Below are 18630 nucleotides of genomic sequence, written 5' to 3' on the forward strand. Positions count from 1 at the left end.
ATTCCGGACAGTCGGGCCGAGCGGCCGAACCTAGACTTCGGTCTCCTTCACTTCCTGTCCAGATATCGTGCGTCCATCCCTCCGCTCCCTGCGCTATTGCATGCCGCTTGCCGGCCTCACGCTTGCCGCCATCGCTCATGCCGAAAACCAGTATGCGATATCGCTCGGCGGCGGCTTCGCACCGCGCTACGAGGGAAGCAACCAGTATCGTGCGGTCGTCGGACCGTCGTTTTCGGCGATGTTCGGCAACGGCTTCTTCATCGATACCGGCGCAGGCGCCGGCTACCGTCTGAGCCTGCCCAACGGCGCGTTCGTGTCGGCGGCGCTGGGTTACGACGCGGGCCGCGCCGACGAAAACCGCTTCGGCCTGCCGGGCTCGGACCACCTGAAGGGTATGGGCCGGGTTCCGGGATCGGTGCTCTTCGGCTTGCGCGCCGGCGTGAAGCTGCTGGATGGCGGCGAGCTGACGATCGCGGTCGACGCGCCGGTCACGCATGCGTCGCGCGGCTTGTCCGGCCATGTCGATCTCGCGGTGCCGATATTCGAGGCCGGACGGCACGCGCTCGTCGCGACGGGCAGCGTACACGCAGGCACGGGGCGCTATATGCAGACGTTCTACGGTGTGACGGACGCGCAATCGCTGGCAAGCGGTTTCAGGCCGTATTCGACGAGCGGCGGCGTCGACAGCGCGACGCTGTCGCTCGCGTGGAACTGGGATGTGTCGCGTCATTGGGCGGTGCGCGCGACCGGCGGCTTCACTCGTCTGCTCGGGCGTTATGGCGACAGCCCGATCGTGCAGACGCGCAGCAATTACTACGGGATGGCCGGCGTGACGTACAAGTTCTGAACGGTACGCACGCGTGCATCGCGCAGGACGGACGCATGCGCCAGTGCCGCGGTTGAGGCGGATCGCGTACGGTAACATGCGTGCGGGTCCGGCGCGTCGCCAGTCCTGCGACACGCGTACGCCGGAATCGCGGGACCGCCTCGTGAAGCGCCGCCGTTCGCTGCCCGCACCCGCGAGCAGGCGGCTCGCGTCCCGCATGCAGCCGATGACGTACGAAATGACCGGCAGCCCGCATCATGCGTCGCATGAACGGCTGCGCAGGGCCACGGAGAAACCGATGAAGAACACGATCGCGATGATCGTTGCGCTCGTTGCAAGCGCAACCTTTGCAGGATGTGCGGATATGAACGCGAAGCACCGGAACGCCACCGCAGGCGGTGCGGTAACGAGTCCCGCGCCGTCGGGCGCCGCGGCGACGTGCGGCGCGGATGCCGCTCCGGACGACGCGCTGATCGGCAAGACCGAGGCCGACGCGGCGCAGCGGCTCGACGGCTGCCTGTGGCGCGTGCTCGAGCGTGACGGCAAGTCGTTGCCGGGCACGATGGATTACCGCGCGGAGCGCCGCGATCTAGGCATTCGGGACGGGAAGGTGATCTGGGTCCGGCGCGGGTGAGCGCGGCGGCCGGCATGCGCCGCGACGAGAATCGGGCCGTGTGAACGGGCGCGCGGGGCGTGAATTCGCAGATGTCGCGGAATTCCCGCGACGGTGCGCCGCTGTCCGGCGCAATGGGCGTGACGAATACGGGGCGATTGACGTCCCGCTGCCGGCGTGCGCACTTCAGCGTGAGTTGCTCGGACGACCGGCCATGCGTAGCAACATGAACGCGCGCGAACTCGCGCGGGCCTCGGCAAGATGATTGCCCCGCCGCGCATGCGCAACCGGAGTGCGTGTTACTTCGAGATATACCAGAGCGCGTCGGCGCTCGTGCGCGTGGACGGCGCAGCGGTTGCCGGCGTGGGTGCGGACGGCGGCGGTGTGGTCGACGTGACCGCAGTGGGCCATGTGGCAGGTGCGTTCGCCGAGGTCGATACGGGCGCCGTGTTCGCGGCGCCGGACGTCGATGCCGATCCCGACGTCGATGGCGTGTTCAGATACCACAGCGCATCGGCGGACGCCGTGCGCTTGGCCGGTGCGGATGCGGACGCATTCGCGGCTGCGGGCTTTGCAGCAGGTGTCGCGATCGCGCCCGAACGCTGTCCTCCCGTGCTCGCCCCGGCGCCCGCCTGCGCCGTCATCCCGGCGGCGCCGCGCTGCGCACGCGCTTCGAACGGCCCAAGCTGGAAGATTAACGTTTGCGCCGGACGGGTCAGGACGGCATACGGAAACTGCAGCTCCCACGACATCAGCACGCGGCCCGACGACGTTTCGGTGAAGATCGCCGGCACGTGTTTCATGTCGCTGAACTGCACGTAGATGCGCGCGCCGTCGTCGAACACCTGGGTCGGCTTCGCCTGGTCTGCACCGGTGATGGTCCAGCCGAAGTTGTACGTGCCGGCCGGACCGGCAGGTCCGCCTTGCGGCTGCGGCGGCGGGGCGGCCGGTGCGAGCGCGCGCGCACGCGCGACGGGCGGCGCCGACACGCTCAGGCTCGCGAACGGGTTGTACGCCTGCACCTGTTGCGGCGGCGTGAAGGAGGGCGGCAGGATGGGCATGGGAGTATCCGGCGAATCCGGCAGGGTCCGGATTGCATCATAGACCTTGCGGGCATACGCGAGGCGCTTGTCGGGCGACGCGGAGTTGTACGCGCCGATCGCGTTCCAGTTCGCGCCGAGCTGGCGGATGTTCTGCGACAGAATCCACGCGCCGACGTAAGCGTTCGTGCACGCGTCGAACAGGCTTTCGCGCGTGATTCCTTCGCGCGCGAGCGTCGGCAGCCACGTGCTGTTGATCTGCATCAGGCCGATGTCGACGGTGCCGTTCGTGTTGGTGTTGACCGCGTTCGGATTCATCCCCGATTCGACCTGCGCGATGCCGCGCAGCAGGCTCACGCTGACTTTCTGAAACGTGGCCGCATCGTCGAGGCAGTCGGCCCGCGCGAGCCCGTGCAGCGCGCACGACAGCGCGATCGTCGCGGCGAGCTTCGGCGTGGCGTGGCTGATCGAACGGATAGTCTGACGCGGCATGACAGGTTGGGGCGGGATCCGGCCGCCCGGTGCAAGGAAATTACGCAGACGCGAAGTGTGCCATAGCGAAAGGGCAAATGGCTCGCATCAAACTTTCCTTTGCAATTACAGCCGCATTTGTCGCGTATTTTTTCGCGCGGCGTTATTGCAGCGCAACGTAATGGAATCAGCAAGAATGGCGGCTTTTGCGAACCCCCGCGCGGCGTTGCTGTCGTGAACGTGACGCGACACGTCACTTATGCCGCGAATGCAGCAATGAAAAGAATGGCCGAAGCCGGACGACCGCCGCGCGCCCGTGACGGGCGGCGAAAACGAAAGCGGCGGCCGCAGCCGCCACGTCGATGCGTCGCGCCGCGCGCTCCGGCAGCGGGAATTCGCGCTGCGCTGTCGCGGCCGTCCGCGCGATATCGCGCGCAGCCGGCCGATGGCGGTCAGAAGCGGTGACGCAGGCCGAGATTGACCATCGTCTGCGAACTCGTGCCCGCATAGCCGTACGACCCGATCGACGCCTGCGCGGCCATCGATCCGCCGTTGCCGTCGCCGGTCTGGCCGCTCGCATGCTGGTACGCGGCGGTCAGATACACGTCGGTGCGCTTCGACAGCGTGTAGTCGGCGCCGGCCGACACCTGGTGATACGTCGCCGACGTATCGCCGCCGGAGCGCGTATAGCTGTAGCCGAGGCCGACCAGCAGCGCATTGGTCGCCTGGTAGTTCACGAAGCCTTGCCCGGTGTTGTAGTGCTCGTTCGAGCTGAACGCCGAGCTTGCGTCGCGGCGATATTGCGCGTTGCTGTAACCGACGCCGAACGTGAACGGGCCGGCGACGTACTGTCCCGCGATGCGTGCGATGCCGATCGAATGCGCGCTCGCATACCCGTTGTTGATCGGACCGTCGAAGGTGCCGTCCGACGAACTGGTCCAGCCGTTGCGCAGCCCGTTCGACGCAGGGCTGTTGGTCGCGTGGAAGTAGCCGCCCGCGACGCTGAACGGACCGTTGTTGTACGACACGGCGGCCGAATACGACTGCGCGGCGCCGGTGCTGCCGGCGATTCCGCCGAACGAGTACATCGCCGCGAACTGCAGGCCCGCATAGACGGCCGACGTGTACTTCACCGCATTGTCGACGCGGAAGCTGTTGTCGTAGTTGTCGACGTCGCCCGCCGTCGCGAACACGCTGCCGAGATAGTTGTCGGCGGTGATGCCCTGCACGAGATCGACGAGCGGATCGTACTGGCGACCGAACGTGAGCGTGCCGTAGCGCTCGCTCGTGAGTCCGACGAATGCTTGCCGGCCAAAGAGCCGATTGCCCTGGCCCTGCCGGCCGGTGCTTGGATCGAACCCGTTCTCGAGCTGGAACAGCGCCTTCAGCCCGCCGCCGAGATCCTCGGTGCCCTTCACGCCCCAGCGGCTGCCCGCGAGGTTGCCCGCGCTGCTGTTGCCGAGCATCCACGCGTTGTCCTTGCCCTGCGCGTGGTTCACGTACGTGAGCGACGTGTCGATCACGCCGTACAGCGTGACGCTCGACTGCGCATGCGCGACGGGCGTCGCCGCGACTGCTGCAAGCGATATCAGCGAGAAGGTCGTGCGTTTCATTTCATCTCCTTGCGTATTGATTGGCCGGGGTTGCTTGCCCGAACCGGAATGGCAGGAGACTACCGAGCCGTCGTCGAACGGCAAAAATGAAATTCTCCGATGTGACCTAAAGCAGACAGTCGCATGCTGCGACAAGCTCCATTGAGAGATGCGCACTATTGAGCGACGTGTATCAATCGGGCCGAATTTTGGAATGGTCCGGCCCGCGTATTGCCGGATTCGAGATAATTCGACGTGAATTCGTGTTGAACGGCACGGTCGGCGCGTTTGTCGTCGATTCGTCAATTAATTATTGAAGGAATTGGATCGCGCGCGGCGTGGCAGATATGTTATTTACGTGCGCGCCGCCTACCAGGAACCCATATGGACAGTCACATCGCACCGGTGGAGCTGAACAAGGCTTACCGTCTCCTCAACCACGGTCCGACCGTGCTCGTGTCGGCACGCCACGACGGCGTCGACAACGTGATGGCGGCCGCGTGGGCGTGCGCGCTCGATTTCCTGCCGCCGAAGCTGACCGTCGTGCTCGACAAATCCGCAAAGACGCGCGAACTCGTCGAGCGCAGCGGCGCGTTCGTGATCCAGATACCGACGGCCGCGCAGCTGCGGCTCACGCATGCGGTCGGCAGCCGCAGTCTCGCCGAGCAGCCGGACAAGCTGCGCGAGGCGGGCGTCATGCTGTTCGACGTCGAAGGGCACGACCTGCCGTTCGTCGCCGGCTGCTCGGGCTGGCTCGCGTGCAAGCTGATTCCCGAACCGCACAACCAGCAGACCTACGACCTGTTCATCGGCGAAGTGATCGGCGCGTGGTCCGACACGCGCGTGTTCCGCGATGGGCACTGGTATTTCGAATCGGCCGACCCGGCGCTGCGCAGCCTGCACTACATCGCGGGCGGCAACTTCTACGCGATCGGCGAATCGCTGCACGTCGACCCCGATCGGACGGACGCGCAGTAAGCGACGCGGCAGTACCGCCCGGTCGTCCGAAGTGCGCGATTCAGCCGCGCTTTTTCAACGCCGCGAGCATCGCGTCGGCGAATGCCGCGGCGACGCGCGGCAGCGTGCGTCCGCGTTTCGCGACGAGCGCGATCGGGCGCACGAACGCCGGGTCGTCGATCGGCTTGGCGACGAGGTCCGGCTCGGCGCGCACTTCACGCGCGGTCGCGGGCAGGATCGTCACGCCGAGGCCGCCGCGCACCATCGCGACGGCCGTCATCATGTACGTCGGCTCGCACGCGATCTCGGGCGTGCAGCCGGCCGTCCCCAGCGCGCGATCGACGACGCTGCGCACGCTCGTGCCGCGCGCGGTCAACACGAGCGGCACGGCCGCGACGTCGGCGGTGCGCACGCGGCGCTTGCGCGCGAGCGGATGATCCTTCGGGCACACGGCGACTAGCCGGTCCGCGCCTGCATACAGCACGTGCAGCGACGCGTCGAACGTATCGCCGCCGGTCAGCCCGAGATCGGCCTCCTCGTTGCGCACCAGCGCGGTGACGAGGCTTGCGACGCCGTCGCGAATGTCGAAACCCGCGCGCGGCACGTCGCGGCGGAATGCCTGGATCAACTCCGGCAGCAGGCTGGACGCGAACGTCGGCAGGCACGCGAGCCGCACGGTGCCGCTCGCACCTTCCCCGAGCGCCCGTGCATCGCGCAACACGCGCTCCATGTCGTCGAGCGAGCGTTGCAGCAGCGGCAGCAGTTCGCGCCCGGTCTGCGTGAGCGCGACGCTGCGGCTGTTGCGGTCGAACAGCCGCGCACCGACGATTTCCTCGAGCCGACGAATCTGCACGGTCAGCGCCGGCTGCGACAGATGCAGCCTCGCAGCCGCGCGCGTGAAGTTGCCGGCGTGCGCGACGGTGACGAATGCGCGAATGTCGCGAAGGTTGAGATCCATAATCGTTCGTGATTGCTGCGATCAAATCATTTCAATTGTGCTATTGCTGCGCCGACCTTACGCTCGTGCCCAATAAAAGACAAGGTAGGAGACACCGATGCTGCCGTTACTCGGGCTGGGCACGATCGTGGTGCTGCTGGCCGCGATCCTGTCCAAACGCATGTCGCCGCTCGTCGCGCTGATCGTCGTGCCGATCGCGGCGTCGCTGATCGGCGGCTTCGGGCTGCACACGAGCAAATTCGTGATCGACGGGCTGAAGGGCCTTGCGCCCGTGGTCGGGATGTTCGTGTTCGCGATCCTTTATTTCGGGACGATCACCGATGCCGGGACGCTCGATCCGATCATCGACCGCATCCTGCGCGCGGTCGGCACGCGGCCGACGCGGATCGTGATGGGCACGACGCTGCTCGCGCTGCTGATCCACCTCGACGGCTCGGGCGCCGTGTGTTTCCTCGTGACGATTCCGGCGGTGCTGCCGCTGTACGACCGGCTGAAGATGGATCGTCGCGTGCTGGCCGCCGCGGTGTCGATGGCTGCCGGGATCAACTTCCTGCCGTGGACGGGCCCGATGATCCGCGCGTCGGCGTCGCTGCACGTGCCGGTGTCGGCGCTGTTCAATCCGCTGATTCCGGTGCAGGCGATCGGGCTCGCGTTCGTGTTCGGCGTCGCGTACTGGCTCGGGCGGCGCGAGGAGAAGCGGCTCGGCCTGACGCGCGACGATGCGTCGATCCCGCTGCCCACGCGCGAGCTGAGCGCTGACGAGCGGGCGTTGCGCCGGCCGCACCTGTTCTGGTTCAACCTCGTGCTGACGCTCGTCGTGCTCGGCACGATGGTCGTGATGGGCGAGAAGATTCCGCCCGCGATCATGTTCATGGTCGGGCTGTGCATCGCGCTGATGGTGAACTACCCGGACGTCGACATGCAGAGAAAGCGCATCGACGCGCATGCGCGCGCGGCGCTGATGATGGCCGGCATCCTGCTCGCGGCCGGCGTGTTCACGGGCATCATGCAGGGCAGCGGGATGCTGAAGGCCATGGCGCAGGCCGCGGTCGGCTTCGTGCCGCCGTCGATGGCCGGCCATATCCCGGTTGCGCTCGGCCTCGGGTCGATGCCGCTCAGCATGCTGTTCGATCCGGATTCGTTCTATTTCGGCGTGCTGCCGGTGATTGCCGAAGTGGCCGGCCAGCTCGGCGTGCCGGCCGTGCACGTCGGGCAGGCGGCGTTGCTCGGCCAGATGACGACCGGGTTCCCGGTCAGCCCGCTGACGCCCGCGACGTTCCTCGTCGTCGGCCTGTGCGGCATCGAGCTCGCCGAGCACCAGAAGTTCACGTTTCCGCTGTTGTTCGGCGCGTCGATCGTGATGACGATCGCGTCCGTCGCGCTCGGCGTTTTCTGATTTTTCCCCGGTGCGCGAGCGCCGGATGACGGTACGGACATGACTGCACAGCCTCTACACGAACGTTGCGTGCGCATCGGCGCGGGCGCCGGTTACTCGGGCGACCGGATAGAGCCCGCGGTCGAGCTGGCCGAACACGGGCAGCTCGACTATCTGGTTTTCGAATGCCTCGCCGAACGCACGATCGCGATCGCGCAGCAGACGCGGCGCAACGACCCGTCGCTCGGCTACGATCCGCTGCTCGACGCGCGCATGCACGCAGTGCTGCCGGTGGCGGCGGCGAAACGCGTGCGCATCGTGTCGAACATGGGCGCCGCGAATCCGCGTGCGGCAGCGCGGCGCACCGCGCAGATCGCACAGTCGCTCGGCATCGCGGGCCTGAAGATCGCGGCGGTCGAAGGCGACGACGTGCTCGACGTCGTGCTGCGCGGCGCGTTTCGCTTCGAGGAGTCGGGCGACGAAGTCGCCGCGTATCGCGACCGCATCGTGTCCGCCAATGCATATCTCGGCGCCGCGCCGATCGTCGCTGCGCTCGCGGCCGGCGCGGACGTCGTGCTGACCGGGCGCGTCGCCGATCCGGCGCTGTTCGCCGCGCCGCTGATCCATGCGTTCGGCTGGCGGATGGACGACTGGAACGCGCTCGGTCAGGCGACGGTGGTAGGCCATCTGCTCGAATGCGCGGGGCAGGTGACGGGCGGTTATTTCGCGGACCCCGGCTACAAGGACGTGCCGAATCTCGCGCGGCTCGGGTTTCCGATCGGCGAGGTCGCGGCCGACGGCTCGGTCGTGATCACGAAGGTGCCGCATGCGGGCGGCCGCGTCAGTGCGGCGACGTGCAAGGAACAGCTGCTGTACGAGATTCACGATCCGGCGCGCTATCTGCAGCCCGACGTCGTCGCGGATTTCACGCGGGTGAGCGTCGCCGAAGAAGCGCCGGACCGCGTGCGCGTGACGGGCGGGCGCGGCAGCGCGCGTACCGATACGCTGAAAGTGTCGGTCGCTTACGTCGACGGCTGGATCGGCGAAGGCCAGATCTCGTACGGCGGCCCCGGTGCGCTGGCGCGTGCGCGGCTCGCACGCGACATCGTCCGCGAGCGGCTCGCGCTCACCGGTGTCGCTGCGACCGAGCTGCGCTTCGATCTGATCGGCGTCGATGCGCTGTATGGGGACGCGACGCCCGCCATGCGCGGCGAGCCGGCCGAGGTGCGCGTGAGGGTCGCGGGCCGGACGGCGACTGCGGCCGAGGCCGCGCGCATCGGCAACGAAGTCGAGACGCTTTATACGAACGGGCCGGCGGGCGGCGGCGGCGCGTTCAAAGCGGCGCGCGAAGTGATCGCGGTGCAGTCGGTGCTGCTGCCGCGCGCGGCCGTGACGCCGTCGTTTTCATTCGTGGAGGCATGATGCAACTGCGTGAACTGGCGCATGCGCGTACCGGCGACAAGGGCAATACGCTGAACGTGTCGGTCATCTGCCGCGATCCGCGGCACTACGAACACCTGCGCGCGCATCTCGATGCGCGGGCGGTGAAGGCGTGGCTCGGCGGGATCGTGCGCGGCGACGTCGTCCGCTACGAGCTGCCGGCGCTCGCCGCGTTCAACTTCGTGCTGCACGATGCGCTCGGCGGCGGCGTCACGCGCTCGCTTGCGCTCGACGCGCACGGCAAGTCGGTGAGCGCCGCACTGCTCGCGATCGACGTGCCGGAGCCTGCTTGATCGCGTAATCGCGGGATGCCGTCGCGCCCGGCGCGCGACGTCGACGTCGCGGTTCGGTTGCATGGCCCGTCGCGCAGCGGTCGGGCGGGTCGATACCGGTCGGGTCTGCGTGGAATCGGCGGGGGGCTTCCGGCTCGATCGCTGCGCAGGATCTGGCAGCGGGATGGATGTGCCGCAAGGGGCGCACGCATTTTTTTCGTTGGTCTGACCAGTCTAACCTCAAGTTGGACGGCGGGCGGCCGATAGAACGACTGCGAGCACCCATTGATTACTCGAACAACGCGGCAACGGAGATCATCGTCATCATGCTGTCATCGATTCGCGCCCGGATTCTGGCGACTTGCGTCGCCATCGTGGTCACGGCCCTCGCCGTGACCGGCGGCCTCGTGTATTACGTCGTGAAGCAGCACAACGACGAAACCATCGACCAGAACCTGAAGTCCGTGCTGGCCGGCCATGCAATCGCGATCGACGAATGGATCGCGAGCCGCGCGCAACAGACGCAGGCGCTCGCGGATACGCTGACGGTCGGCGACGGCGATCCGCTGCCCGCGCTGACGCTGCTTGGCAAGTCGGGCGGTTTCCAGGTGCTCACGCTCGGCCAGCCGGATCGCACGGCGGTGTCCAACGTGCCGCTTGCCGCAGGTTACGATCCGACCGCGCGCCCGTGGTACAAGCAGGCCGTCGAGGCCGGCCGGCTCGTCGTCACGGCGTTGTACCTCGACGCGTCGACCGGCAAGCCGGCGTTCGCGTTTGCCGCACCGATCATTCGCGCCGGCACGCTGAAAGGCGTGCTGGCCGCGAGCCTCTATATGGAGCGCGCGAGTGCGATCGTCGCATCGATGCACCCGACGCCGGCAAGCTTTGCATTCCTGGTCGATCGTAGCGGGCGCGTGATTGCAGGCGCGAAGACGGATCTGATCATGAAGCCGGCAACGCAGTTGTCGCCTGATCTGACGCCGGAGCGCCTCGCGGGGCTGCAAGCCGCGCCGGGGCCGGTGGCGGTCGACATCGACGGCGCGACCAAGCTGCTGCGCGCGCAGGCGATCGCCGGCACCGACTGGTCGCTGGTGATGGCGCTCGACCGGTCGGACGTGACGGCCGGCATGCGCGCCGTCGCGACGACGACGCTCATCGCGATCCTCGTCGTCGCGTGCGTGGCGGCCGCGCTCGTCGGCGCATTGACGAACGCGGCATTCAAGCGCGTGCTGCTCGTGCGCGACGCGCTCACCGACGTGGCGAGCGGAAGCGGCGACCTGACGAAGCGGCTCGAGGCCGACGGCTCCGACGAAGCCGCGCAGATCGCGCGCGCATTCAATCTGTTCGCGGAAAAGATCAGCACGATCCTGCTGAAGATCCGCGGCTTCAGCGAATCCGTGAGCGTGGCGAGCGCGGAAATCGCGCAGGGCAACCAGGATCTGTCGAGTCGCACCGAACATGCGGCATCGAGCCTGCAGGAAACCGCCGCGGCGCTCGAGGAGATCGCCGGCACGGCCCGCAATTCGGCCGATTCCGCGACCCAGGTGAACCGGCTTGCGGAATCCGCGTCGGGCGTCGCGCTGCGCGGCGGCGAAGTCGTGAGCCAGGTGGTCGCGACGATGGGCGAAATCACGAAGGCGTCGAGCGAAATCTCGAACATCATCGGCGTGATCGACGGCATCGCTTTCCAGACCAACATCCTCGCGCTGAACGCGGCGGTCGAAGCTGCGCGCGCGAACGAGCACGGGCGAGGCTTCGCAGTGGTCGCGGGTGAAGTGCGCACGCTCGCGCAGCGCAGCGCGCAGGCGGCCAAGGAAATCAAGCAGCTGATCCAGTCGTCGGTCGAGAAGATCGAGGGCGGCTCTGGGCTCGTGCAGACGGCCGGCGCGACGATGGACGAAATCGTCGACGGCGTGCGCAGCATCAGCAGCGTGATCTCCGAAATGACGATCGCCGCGACCGAGCAGAGCACCGGCCTCGCGCAGGTCAACCAGGCGGTGTCGCAGCTCGATCACTCGACGCAGCAGAACGCGGCGCTCGTCGAGGAATCGGCCGCCGCTGCCGCGCTGCTGCGCGAACAGGCAGCGCAGCTCGCGGAGATGGTCGGCGAATTCAAGCTGGCTCGACCGCGGGTCGCCGAGGCGGCAGGGGCGTGAGCGCGCAGTCCGCACGATGCGGGGTCGCGCGCATGGGCGGCCGCTGCATCGTGCCGAACGCGCTGCGCGAAGGCGATTGACGGCCGTGTACGCCACGGGCGGCGTAGCGCCGCCCATGCATCACACGTACAGATAGCGCACGAGATGGAAGAACACCGGCGCGGCGAAGCAGACGGAGTCGACGCGATCGAGCATCCCGCCGTGGCCCGCGATCATCGAGCCCCAGTCCTTCGTGCCCAGCGAGCGCTTCACGGCCGACAGCACGAGGCCGCCGACGAAGCCCGCGATCACGATCGCGAGCGAGATCCCGAACGCCGCGCCAAAGCCGAACGGCGTTACGCGATATAGCGAGGCGCCGCACAGTGTCGCGAGCAGCCCGCCGCCGATGAAGCCCTCGACCGTCTTCGACGGCGACAGCCGCGGCGCGATCTTGCGGCGTCCGAACAGCTTGCCGACCACGTACTGCAACACGTCGCTGATCTGCACGACGAACAGGAAGAAGAACAGCAGCAGCGCGTTCTGCCCGGTGTAGCGCGGAATGTCGAGAATCAGCACGGCAGGCGCATGGCTGAGGCCGTACACGCACACCATCAGCGCCCAGTTGATCTTCGCGTTGCGACTCAGGAATTCGCGCGTGTCCTGCGTAAGCGCCGAGACCAGCGACATCGCGAAGAACAGGTGCACCGGAACGAAGATCGAGTACATCCCGTACCAGTTGATCGCGAGCAGCAGGTATTGCACCGGAATCGCGATGAAGAACGCGATGAACAGCGTCGTATGGTCGCTCGCGGTCGTGGGCGTGAGCGTGATGAATTCGCGCAGCGTCAGGTACGACAGCAGCGCGAACACGATATACGTGACGTTGTTGCCGAGGCCGATCGCGATGACCATGATCGCGATCATCGCCCACCACGCGCGGATGCGCTGGTTGAGGTTGACGATCGTCGCGCTGGTGCCGCCGCTGCGCGCGCCGAGGATCGCGCCGATCACGGTAGCGAGCGCGAGCACGCCGGTGACGCCCGCGACCAGTTCCCAGAAGAGAGTACGCATGAAGAGATCCGGAAAAGGAAAGAAGAGGGCGCCGGGTTCAGCCGGCCGGCCGTTGCGGCGGCGCGAGCGCGACGATCGCGTCGCGCATGCGGGCGAGAAAGGTGGGCTTGTCTTCGCCGGCGCCGAGTGCTTCGTTTGCGCCGAAGTGCACCTTGCAGATCAGCGGGACCGGCCAGATCGTGCCCTTCGGCATGATCCGCTGCAAGTTTTCGAGGTAGACCGGCGCGAGCGCGACGTCCGGAAATTCGGTCGCGAGATGGAACAGCCCGCTCTTGAACGGCTGAGGCAACACGTCGGCGCCGCGCGTGCCTTCCGGGAAGATGATGATCGAGTGGCCTTGCCGCAGCGCATCGCGCACCGGGTCCAACGGATCGCCGCCGCTTTCGCGGTGACGGTCGATCAGCACGACGTTCAGCAGCTTCTGCGCGATGTGACGCTTCAGGTCGCCGCTGTCCCAATAGTCGCGCGCCGCGACGGGCCGCACCACGGCGCGCACGTCGCGCGGCAGCGCGGCGAGGATCGCGAGCGTGTCGATGTGGCTCGTATGGTTCGAGAAGTAGATTTTCTGCGTTGGCGAAGGGGGCGCCTGATGCCAGATCGGATACGCGCCGGCGACGAGCCGCACGATCGACAGCAGGAAATCGCGCTGCCACACGTTGACGATGTTCATCGGCGCGGCGCCTCCTGCGTGCATGCCCGCGCGGCCGCGGATGTGCGGCGGGCGGGTTCCCGGAATGCCGGCGCGGCAGGATGCGCGCCGAACGGCCATTGTTCAAGTTTTTTCAAATTCGTGGCTGCCTGTCGCAGGGCCGAGATCACCGGACGATACGCCGCGCACGTTGCGCGCCGGCGTATCGCCGTTCGACGGTGTGATATTCGGCTGTTGCACGAGCGCCCGTTTGCAGTTCGAATGGATTGCTGCATTTGCGGGCCAGCGGATTATCGCGAGTTTCCGCCGAAAACGCCAGATTGCGCGGCGCGCGGCGCAGCTTGACGCATCCGGGCCCGTCGGCGACGATTACGGCCACCCGCCGGCGCCCGCCGCTGGCGGTCGCGCCGCCCGGGGCATGGCGGCGGCAAACGCGTCCGAACGTGCCGAACCAAATAAAACGATGAGCCTCTACGCACTCAAACCGAAATTCCAGAACAAACTGCGTCCGTTCGCGGATTCGCTTGCCGCGCGCGGCGTCACCGCGAACCAGGTCACGTTGTTCGCGGCCGGCGGCTCGATCGTCGTCGGCGCGCTCGCGGGGCTCGGCGTGTTCGCTCGCGTGCTGTTCCTGCTGATCCCGATCTGGCTCTTCGTGCGGATGGCGCTCAACGCGATCGACGGGATGCTCGCGCGCGAACACGGGCAGAAGAGCACGCTCGGCGCATATCTGAACGAGCTCGGCGACGTCGTGTCCGATGTCGCGCTCGTGCTGCCGTTCCTCGCGATTCCCGCATTCGCGCCGGCAGACGTGTGGCTGTTCGCGCTGGCGGCGGTCATCGTCGAATGCGCGGGGCTGATCGGTCCGCTCGCCGGCGCGACGCGCCGTTACGACGGCCCGTTCGGCAAGAGCGACCGTGCGCTCGCGCTCGGCGCGTTCGCGTTGTGGATTGGCTTCGGTTTGCCGGTCGGCGGCGTCGCCGCGTGGCTGTGGCGTCTGCTGATCGTGCTGTCGATCGTGACGGCGGTGCGGCGCGTGCGGGCCGGTGTCGCGGAAGCGGGCGGCTGACGGCGGTCGATCGCCGTGGATGAACCGGCGCCGGACGGCGGCGCCGCAAGATTCGAATAACGAAACGAGAGACATCGGATGAGCACACGCGCGGCGCGAGACGCCGGCCTCGTCACGCACGACGTCGACACGCGCCTCTATCGCCAGCGGCATTCGCCCAGCCCGCGCGCCGGTCGCGATCGTCCGGTGAACCGCGGTCGTGCGCGCGATCGAGGTGGCGCGGCACGGCCATGCCGATCGGGCGCGTGCGGCGGCGGCCTGAACGGAAGGGGCGCCGCGCGTGCCGCGTTACGCGAGCGTGGGCGCAGCCCGCTGCGTCCGCGTGCGCTTCACCTCGTACATTGCCCGGTCCGCGCGCTCGATCAGCGTGTTCATGTCGGTGCCGTCGTCGGGCAGCATCGCGGCGCCGATGCTGACGCCGAGCCGCAGCGGTTGCCCTTCGAACTCGAACGGTTCGCCGACTTGCCGCGCAAGCCGTACGCGCTGCACGTCGACGTCGTCGCGGCTGCCGACGTTCGGCAGGATCACCGCGAACTCGTCGCCGCCCACCCGCGCAACCGTATCGGAGCGCCGCACGGCGCCGAGCATCCGCATCGCGACCTCGCGCAGCGCGGCGTCGCCCGCGCGGTGGCCGTGGCCGTCGTTGATCGGCTTGAGCCCGTCCATGTCGATGTTGAGGATCCCGAGCCGCCCGTTCGCGCGCAGCGCCGTATGCATCGACTGGCGCAGGCGGTCGTAGAACAGCGCGCGGTTCGGCAGGCCGGTCAGTGCGTCGTGCGTCGCACGCAGGTAAAGCTCGTTGGCCTCGTTGCGCGCCGCGTGGAACATCGCGGCGGCGATCAGGTCGGCCGTGAGCCGCAGCGTGCCGGCGTCGGCGGCCGAAAAGGCGTCGACGTCCGGCGACATCACCTTCAGCACGCCGATCGTCGTATCGGCGTGGGTCAGCGGCATCACCAGCATCGAGCGCAGCCCGACCCGTCGGCAGGCGTCGCGATCGACGCGCGGGTCGGTTTCCGAATCGCTGCATTGCAGCAGTTCGCCGCGCGTCACGCACAGGCCCGACAGGCTGCCGGAGCGGCGCAGCCGCAGGCCGAGCATTCCGGCAGCGGAGCCCGATGCGGCGCGGTAGACCATGTCGTCGCCTTCGGCAAACTCGACCGCCGCGCCGCTCGCGCCGGTGAGTTGCGGCACCTGCTCGGTCACGTAGGCCATCACGCTGCCGAGATCGAGGCCAAGTCTCGCGATCTCGGTCTGGACCGCGATGATGCGCAGCAGCGTGTCGGTGGAAGGGGTGGCTGTGTCGACCATTTGATTCAAGTCAGTTTTCCATGGAGAAAGCGCGGCGCGCGGTGCCGGCTTGCTGTACGATACGCGCCGCGCACGCGGCAGCGTTGCTCCGGGCGGCTCGCAACGGGCCGCAGCCGGCATCCGGCCGGTTATCCGGGGCGACGGTTGGGCGCCGGCAGTATGCCGGTCGTCCCGGCCTGCAGCAATGGTGTAATTTTTGCCACTCGATCGCCGCGCGTCGTATTTCCGACCGAACTGAGTTGTTTTTCGCTTCGTCCGTACGAATCAGGATGAGTTTTGTCTCGATTTTGAGATAGTGTGACGAATGTGCGCGCGCCTGTGCCAGGCGAGCGCAGTCTGACCGACCGGTAGCGGAAGAATTCGCCCGATCGTTTCGATAAATGCATTCAGGCCAGACTTTGAGGGGAAGCAGTGGGGATGTGCACTCACGGGCATAGCTGCTTTGCGCGCGCCGGCTGCGGCGCGCTTTATCGCCGAACGACAACGACCACGCGGAGCCGCGCATGAGACCGGCCGCCTCGCTGTTCGTCCTGTCCGTCGCCGCGTTCGGCGCGTTCCATGCGGCCGCGCTATCGGCCGCGCCGGTGCCGGCCGTCGCCGCGGCCTCCGCCGCTTCGGCCACACCGGCTACACCGGCTACACCGGCTACACCGGCGCTCGCCAGCGGCGCGTCCGTGCCGCCGTTCGCGGTTGCGCCGGCCGCCGCCAGCGCGCCGGCCGCCGGCCTGCCGGCGACGACGGTGCGCCTGCCGTTCGCGTCGCTCGGCGCGTTCGATCCGGTGCACCTGCGCGGCGCCGACGACGCGCGCACGATCAATGCGGGCGTGCGGCTCGACCGCGTGGTTACCGGCGCGCGGTTGCGCCTGACCTACGCGTATTCGCCGTCGCTCGTGTTCCCGATGTCGCATCTGAAGGTGTCGGTGAACGGCGAGGTGGTCGCGACCGTTCCGTTCGACGCGCCGCGCGCAGGCCGCATGGTCACGCAGGACATACCGATCGATCCGCGCTACTTCTCCGATTACAACCAGATCGGCCTGCGCCTGATCGCGCATTACACGCTCGATCATTGCGAGGATCCGTCGAACTCGGCGCTGTGGGCCGACGTGAGCCCGACGAGCGAACTGATCCTCGACGAAGCGCCGGTGCGCTTGCCGAACGATCTCGCGCTGCTGCCCGCGCCGTTCTTCGACCGGCGCGACAACGGACTGCTGCGGCTGCCGTTCGTGCTGCCTGCGTCGCCCGACTCGGCGACGCTGCGCAGCGCAGGCGTACTCGCGTCGTGGTTCGGCGCGCAGGCCGACTACCGGCAGGCGCGCTTCCCGGTCGCCGCGACGTTCCCGGCGGACGATCAGGCCGTCGTCGTCGGCACGGCCGCGACGCTGCCGGCCGGGCTCGCGCTGCCGTCGGTCAACGGCCCGCTGCTCGCCGTAACCGACAATCCGGCCGCGCCGGGCCGCAAGCTGCTGATCGTGACGGGCCGCACGGCTGCCGAAGTCGACGACGCGGTCGCGACGCTCGTGCTAGGCCGTGCAGCGCTGTCGGGCCCGGCGGCGACGGTTGCGCACGTCGATCTCGGCGCGCCGCGCAAGCCGTACGACGCGCCGCGCTGGCTGCCGGTCAACCGGCCGATCGCGTTCCGTGAGCTCGTGGCGGACCCGCGCGAACTCGAAGTGCGCGGCACGTCGCCCGATGCGATCCGCCTGAACCTGCGCGTGCCGGCCGATCTGCATTCGTGGAACGGCTCGGGCGTGCCGATCACGCTGCGCTACCGCTACACCGCGCCGACCGTGCAGGACAACTCGACGCTCGCCGTCGAGATCAACGACCAGCTGGTGAAGTCGTATCGGCTCGGGCCGGCCCATGCGGAAGACGCGCGCGGCCGCATGCAGCTGCCGCTGCTCGCGGTGCCGGAAGGCCGCGTGACGAGCGACGTCGACATCCCGGCGTTCCGCGTCGGCAGCGGCAACCAGCTGCAGTTCCGCTTCACGCTCGACTCTCAGAAGACAGGGCTCTGCTCGAGCACCGCGACCGAGCCGCAGCGCGCGGCGATCGACCCGGATTCGACGATCGACTTCTCGCACTTCGTCCACTACGCGCAATTGCCGAACCTCGCGTTCTTCGCGAACAGCGGCTTTCCGTTCACGCGTTTCGCGGACCTGTCGCAGACCGCCGTGGTGGTGCCCGACCGGCCGTCGCCGCAGGAGCTCGAAGCCTACCTGACGATGCTCGGCCACATGGGGCAGTGGACCGGATTTCCGGCGCTGCGCGTGCAGGTCGCGCGGCCCGGCGACGTCGCCGCGCTCGAGGGGCGCAAGGACTTGCTCGTGATCGACGGCTCGCCCGCGTCGCCGCTGCTGTCGCGCTGGCGCACGGCACTGCCGCTGTCGATCGACCAGCAGGGCGGCGCCGGCGCGACGCGCGTCGCGTTCTCGGTGAAGGAGCGCTGGCGCAACGGCGTCGGGATGGCCGACGGCGGCGCGCATATCGAACAGACGGGCCAGCTCGCGGCGCTCGCCGGTTTCGAGTTGCCGGGCAGTCATGGCCGCAGCGTCGTCGCGCTGACGGCGACCGACCAGGCGCGCCTCGCCGATCTGCTCGACGTGTTCGAGAAGCCGGGCCTCGTATCGCAATTGCAGGGCGACCTCGCGCTAGTGCGGCCAGGGCAGGTCGACAGCCTGCGCGTCGGCGAGCCGTACGTGGTGGGCTTCGTGCCGTGGTATGCGCGCGTGTGGACGCATGCCGCGCGGCACCCGGTCGTGCTCGGTGTGGTCGGGGTCGTCGCGGGGCTGCTGCTCGCGCTCGGCGTGTTCAGCGTGCTGCAGCGAATCGCCGCGCGCCGACGGGGGATGTAACG

At 68.1% G+C, this 18630-nt stretch carries 15 protein-coding genes; 9 read left to right on the forward strand and 6 right to left on the reverse strand.

The genetic code is table 11. The features are described from left to right. Nucleotides 1-100: 100 nt before the first annotated feature. Nucleotides 101-847: a MipA/OmpV family protein gene (locus tag KDW55_RS02965; protein WP_069241266.1), complete on the forward strand. Its 747-nt coding sequence runs from the start codon at nucleotides 101-103 to the stop codon at nucleotides 845-847. A 277-nt stretch (nucleotides 848-1124) separates the two neighbouring features. Next, the gene (locus KDW55_RS02970) at nucleotides 1125-1460 is read left to right on the forward strand and encodes a hypothetical protein (protein WP_212159956.1); all 336 of its coding nucleotides are present in this window, start codon (nucleotides 1125-1127) and stop codon (nucleotides 1458-1460) included. Nucleotides 1461-1738: 278 nt separating this feature from the next. Here KDW55_RS02970 and KDW55_RS02975 read toward each other — a convergent pair whose 3' ends face one another. Further along, nucleotides 1739-2971 (reverse strand): transglycosylase SLT domain-containing protein, encoded by a 1233-nt coding sequence (locus KDW55_RS02975; protein ID WP_212159957.1) that lies wholly within the window; start codon nucleotides 2969-2971, stop codon nucleotides 1739-1741. 431 nt (nucleotides 2972-3402) lie between these two features. After that, entirely contained in the window at nucleotides 3403-4563 is a 1161-nt protein-coding gene (locus tag KDW55_RS02980; protein WP_069241268.1) for a porin, read from the reverse strand. A gap of 363 nt (nucleotides 4564-4926) precedes the next feature. Here KDW55_RS02980 and KDW55_RS02985 point away from each other — a divergent pair, with 363 nt between their 5' ends. Then, nucleotides 4927-5520 (forward strand): flavin reductase family protein, encoded by a 594-nt coding sequence (locus tag KDW55_RS02985; protein WP_040143937.1) that lies wholly within the window; start codon nucleotides 4927-4929, stop codon nucleotides 5518-5520. Between the two features lie 40 nt (nucleotides 5521-5560). Here the strand turns inward: KDW55_RS02985 and KDW55_RS02990 are convergent, their stop codons facing one another. Continuing rightward, the gene (locus KDW55_RS02990; RefSeq protein WP_212197856.1) at nucleotides 5561-6457 is read right to left on the reverse strand and encodes a LysR family transcriptional regulator; all 897 of its coding nucleotides are present in this window, start codon (nucleotides 6455-6457) and stop codon (nucleotides 5561-5563) included. A 97-nt stretch (nucleotides 6458-6554) separates the two neighbouring features. On the opposite strand from KDW55_RS02990, the gene KDW55_RS02995 reads away from it, so the two are divergent. From KDW55_RS02995 to KDW55_RS03010, 4 genes are all read left to right on the forward strand, one after another. Beyond that, nucleotides 6555-7853, forward strand: a complete 1299-nt coding sequence (locus tag KDW55_RS02995; protein ID WP_212159958.1) for a citrate:proton symporter — start codon at nucleotides 6555-6557, stop codon at nucleotides 7851-7853. A gap of 39 nt (nucleotides 7854-7892) precedes the next feature. Then, nucleotides 7893-9254, forward strand: coding sequence for an acyclic terpene utilization AtuA family protein (locus tag KDW55_RS03000; protein WP_040143940.1), 1362 nt, complete (start codon nucleotides 7893-7895; stop codon nucleotides 9252-9254). Then, the gene (locus tag KDW55_RS03005) at nucleotides 9254-9565 is read left to right on the forward strand and encodes a hypothetical protein (protein WP_059544017.1); all 312 of its coding nucleotides are present in this window, start codon (nucleotides 9254-9256) and stop codon (nucleotides 9563-9565) included. The genes KDW55_RS03000 and KDW55_RS03005 overlap by 1 nt, the downstream gene beginning before the upstream one ends. Before the next feature lie 305 nt (nucleotides 9566-9870). After that, nucleotides 9871-11700 (forward strand): methyl-accepting chemotaxis protein, encoded by a 1830-nt coding sequence (locus KDW55_RS03010; RefSeq protein ID WP_212159959.1) that lies wholly within the window; start codon nucleotides 9871-9873, stop codon nucleotides 11698-11700. Between the two features lie 120 nt (nucleotides 11701-11820). Here the strand turns inward: KDW55_RS03010 and KDW55_RS03015 are convergent, their stop codons facing one another. Together KDW55_RS03015 and KDW55_RS03020 are read right to left on the reverse strand one after the other, a co-directional pair. After that, nucleotides 11821-12750, reverse strand: a complete 930-nt coding sequence (locus KDW55_RS03015) for a phosphatidate cytidylyltransferase (protein WP_212159960.1) — start codon at nucleotides 12748-12750, stop codon at nucleotides 11821-11823. A gap of 37 nt (nucleotides 12751-12787) precedes the next feature. After that, nucleotides 12788-13420, reverse strand: coding sequence for a lysophospholipid acyltransferase family protein (locus KDW55_RS03020; protein WP_040144924.1), 633 nt, complete (start codon nucleotides 13418-13420; stop codon nucleotides 12788-12790). A gap of 442 nt (nucleotides 13421-13862) precedes the next feature. Here KDW55_RS03020 and KDW55_RS03025 point away from each other — a divergent pair, with 442 nt between their 5' ends. Next, entirely contained in the window at nucleotides 13863-14468 is a 606-nt protein-coding gene (locus KDW55_RS03025; protein ID WP_069241943.1) for a CDP-alcohol phosphatidyltransferase family protein, read from the forward strand. A 288-nt stretch (nucleotides 14469-14756) separates the two neighbouring features. On the opposite strand, the gene KDW55_RS03030 is transcribed toward KDW55_RS03025, so the two are convergent. Then, nucleotides 14757-15776 (reverse strand): sensor domain-containing diguanylate cyclase, encoded by a 1020-nt coding sequence (locus KDW55_RS03030; RefSeq protein ID WP_249173822.1) that lies wholly within the window; start codon nucleotides 15774-15776, stop codon nucleotides 14757-14759. A gap of 503 nt (nucleotides 15777-16279) precedes the next feature. On the opposite strand from KDW55_RS03030, the gene bcsB reads away from it, so the two are divergent. Then, nucleotides 16280-18628, forward strand: a complete 2349-nt coding sequence (bcsB, locus tag KDW55_RS03035; RefSeq protein WP_212197857.1) for a cellulose biosynthesis cyclic di-GMP-binding regulatory protein BcsB — start codon at nucleotides 16280-16282, stop codon at nucleotides 18626-18628. Nucleotides 18629-18630 lie beyond the last annotated feature (2 nt).

Origin of the sequence: Burkholderia sp. AU19243 (assembly GCF_018148075.1) — a bacterium.
Taxonomy (GTDB): Bacteria; Pseudomonadota; Gammaproteobacteria; order Burkholderiales; family Burkholderiaceae; genus Burkholderia; species Burkholderia latens_A.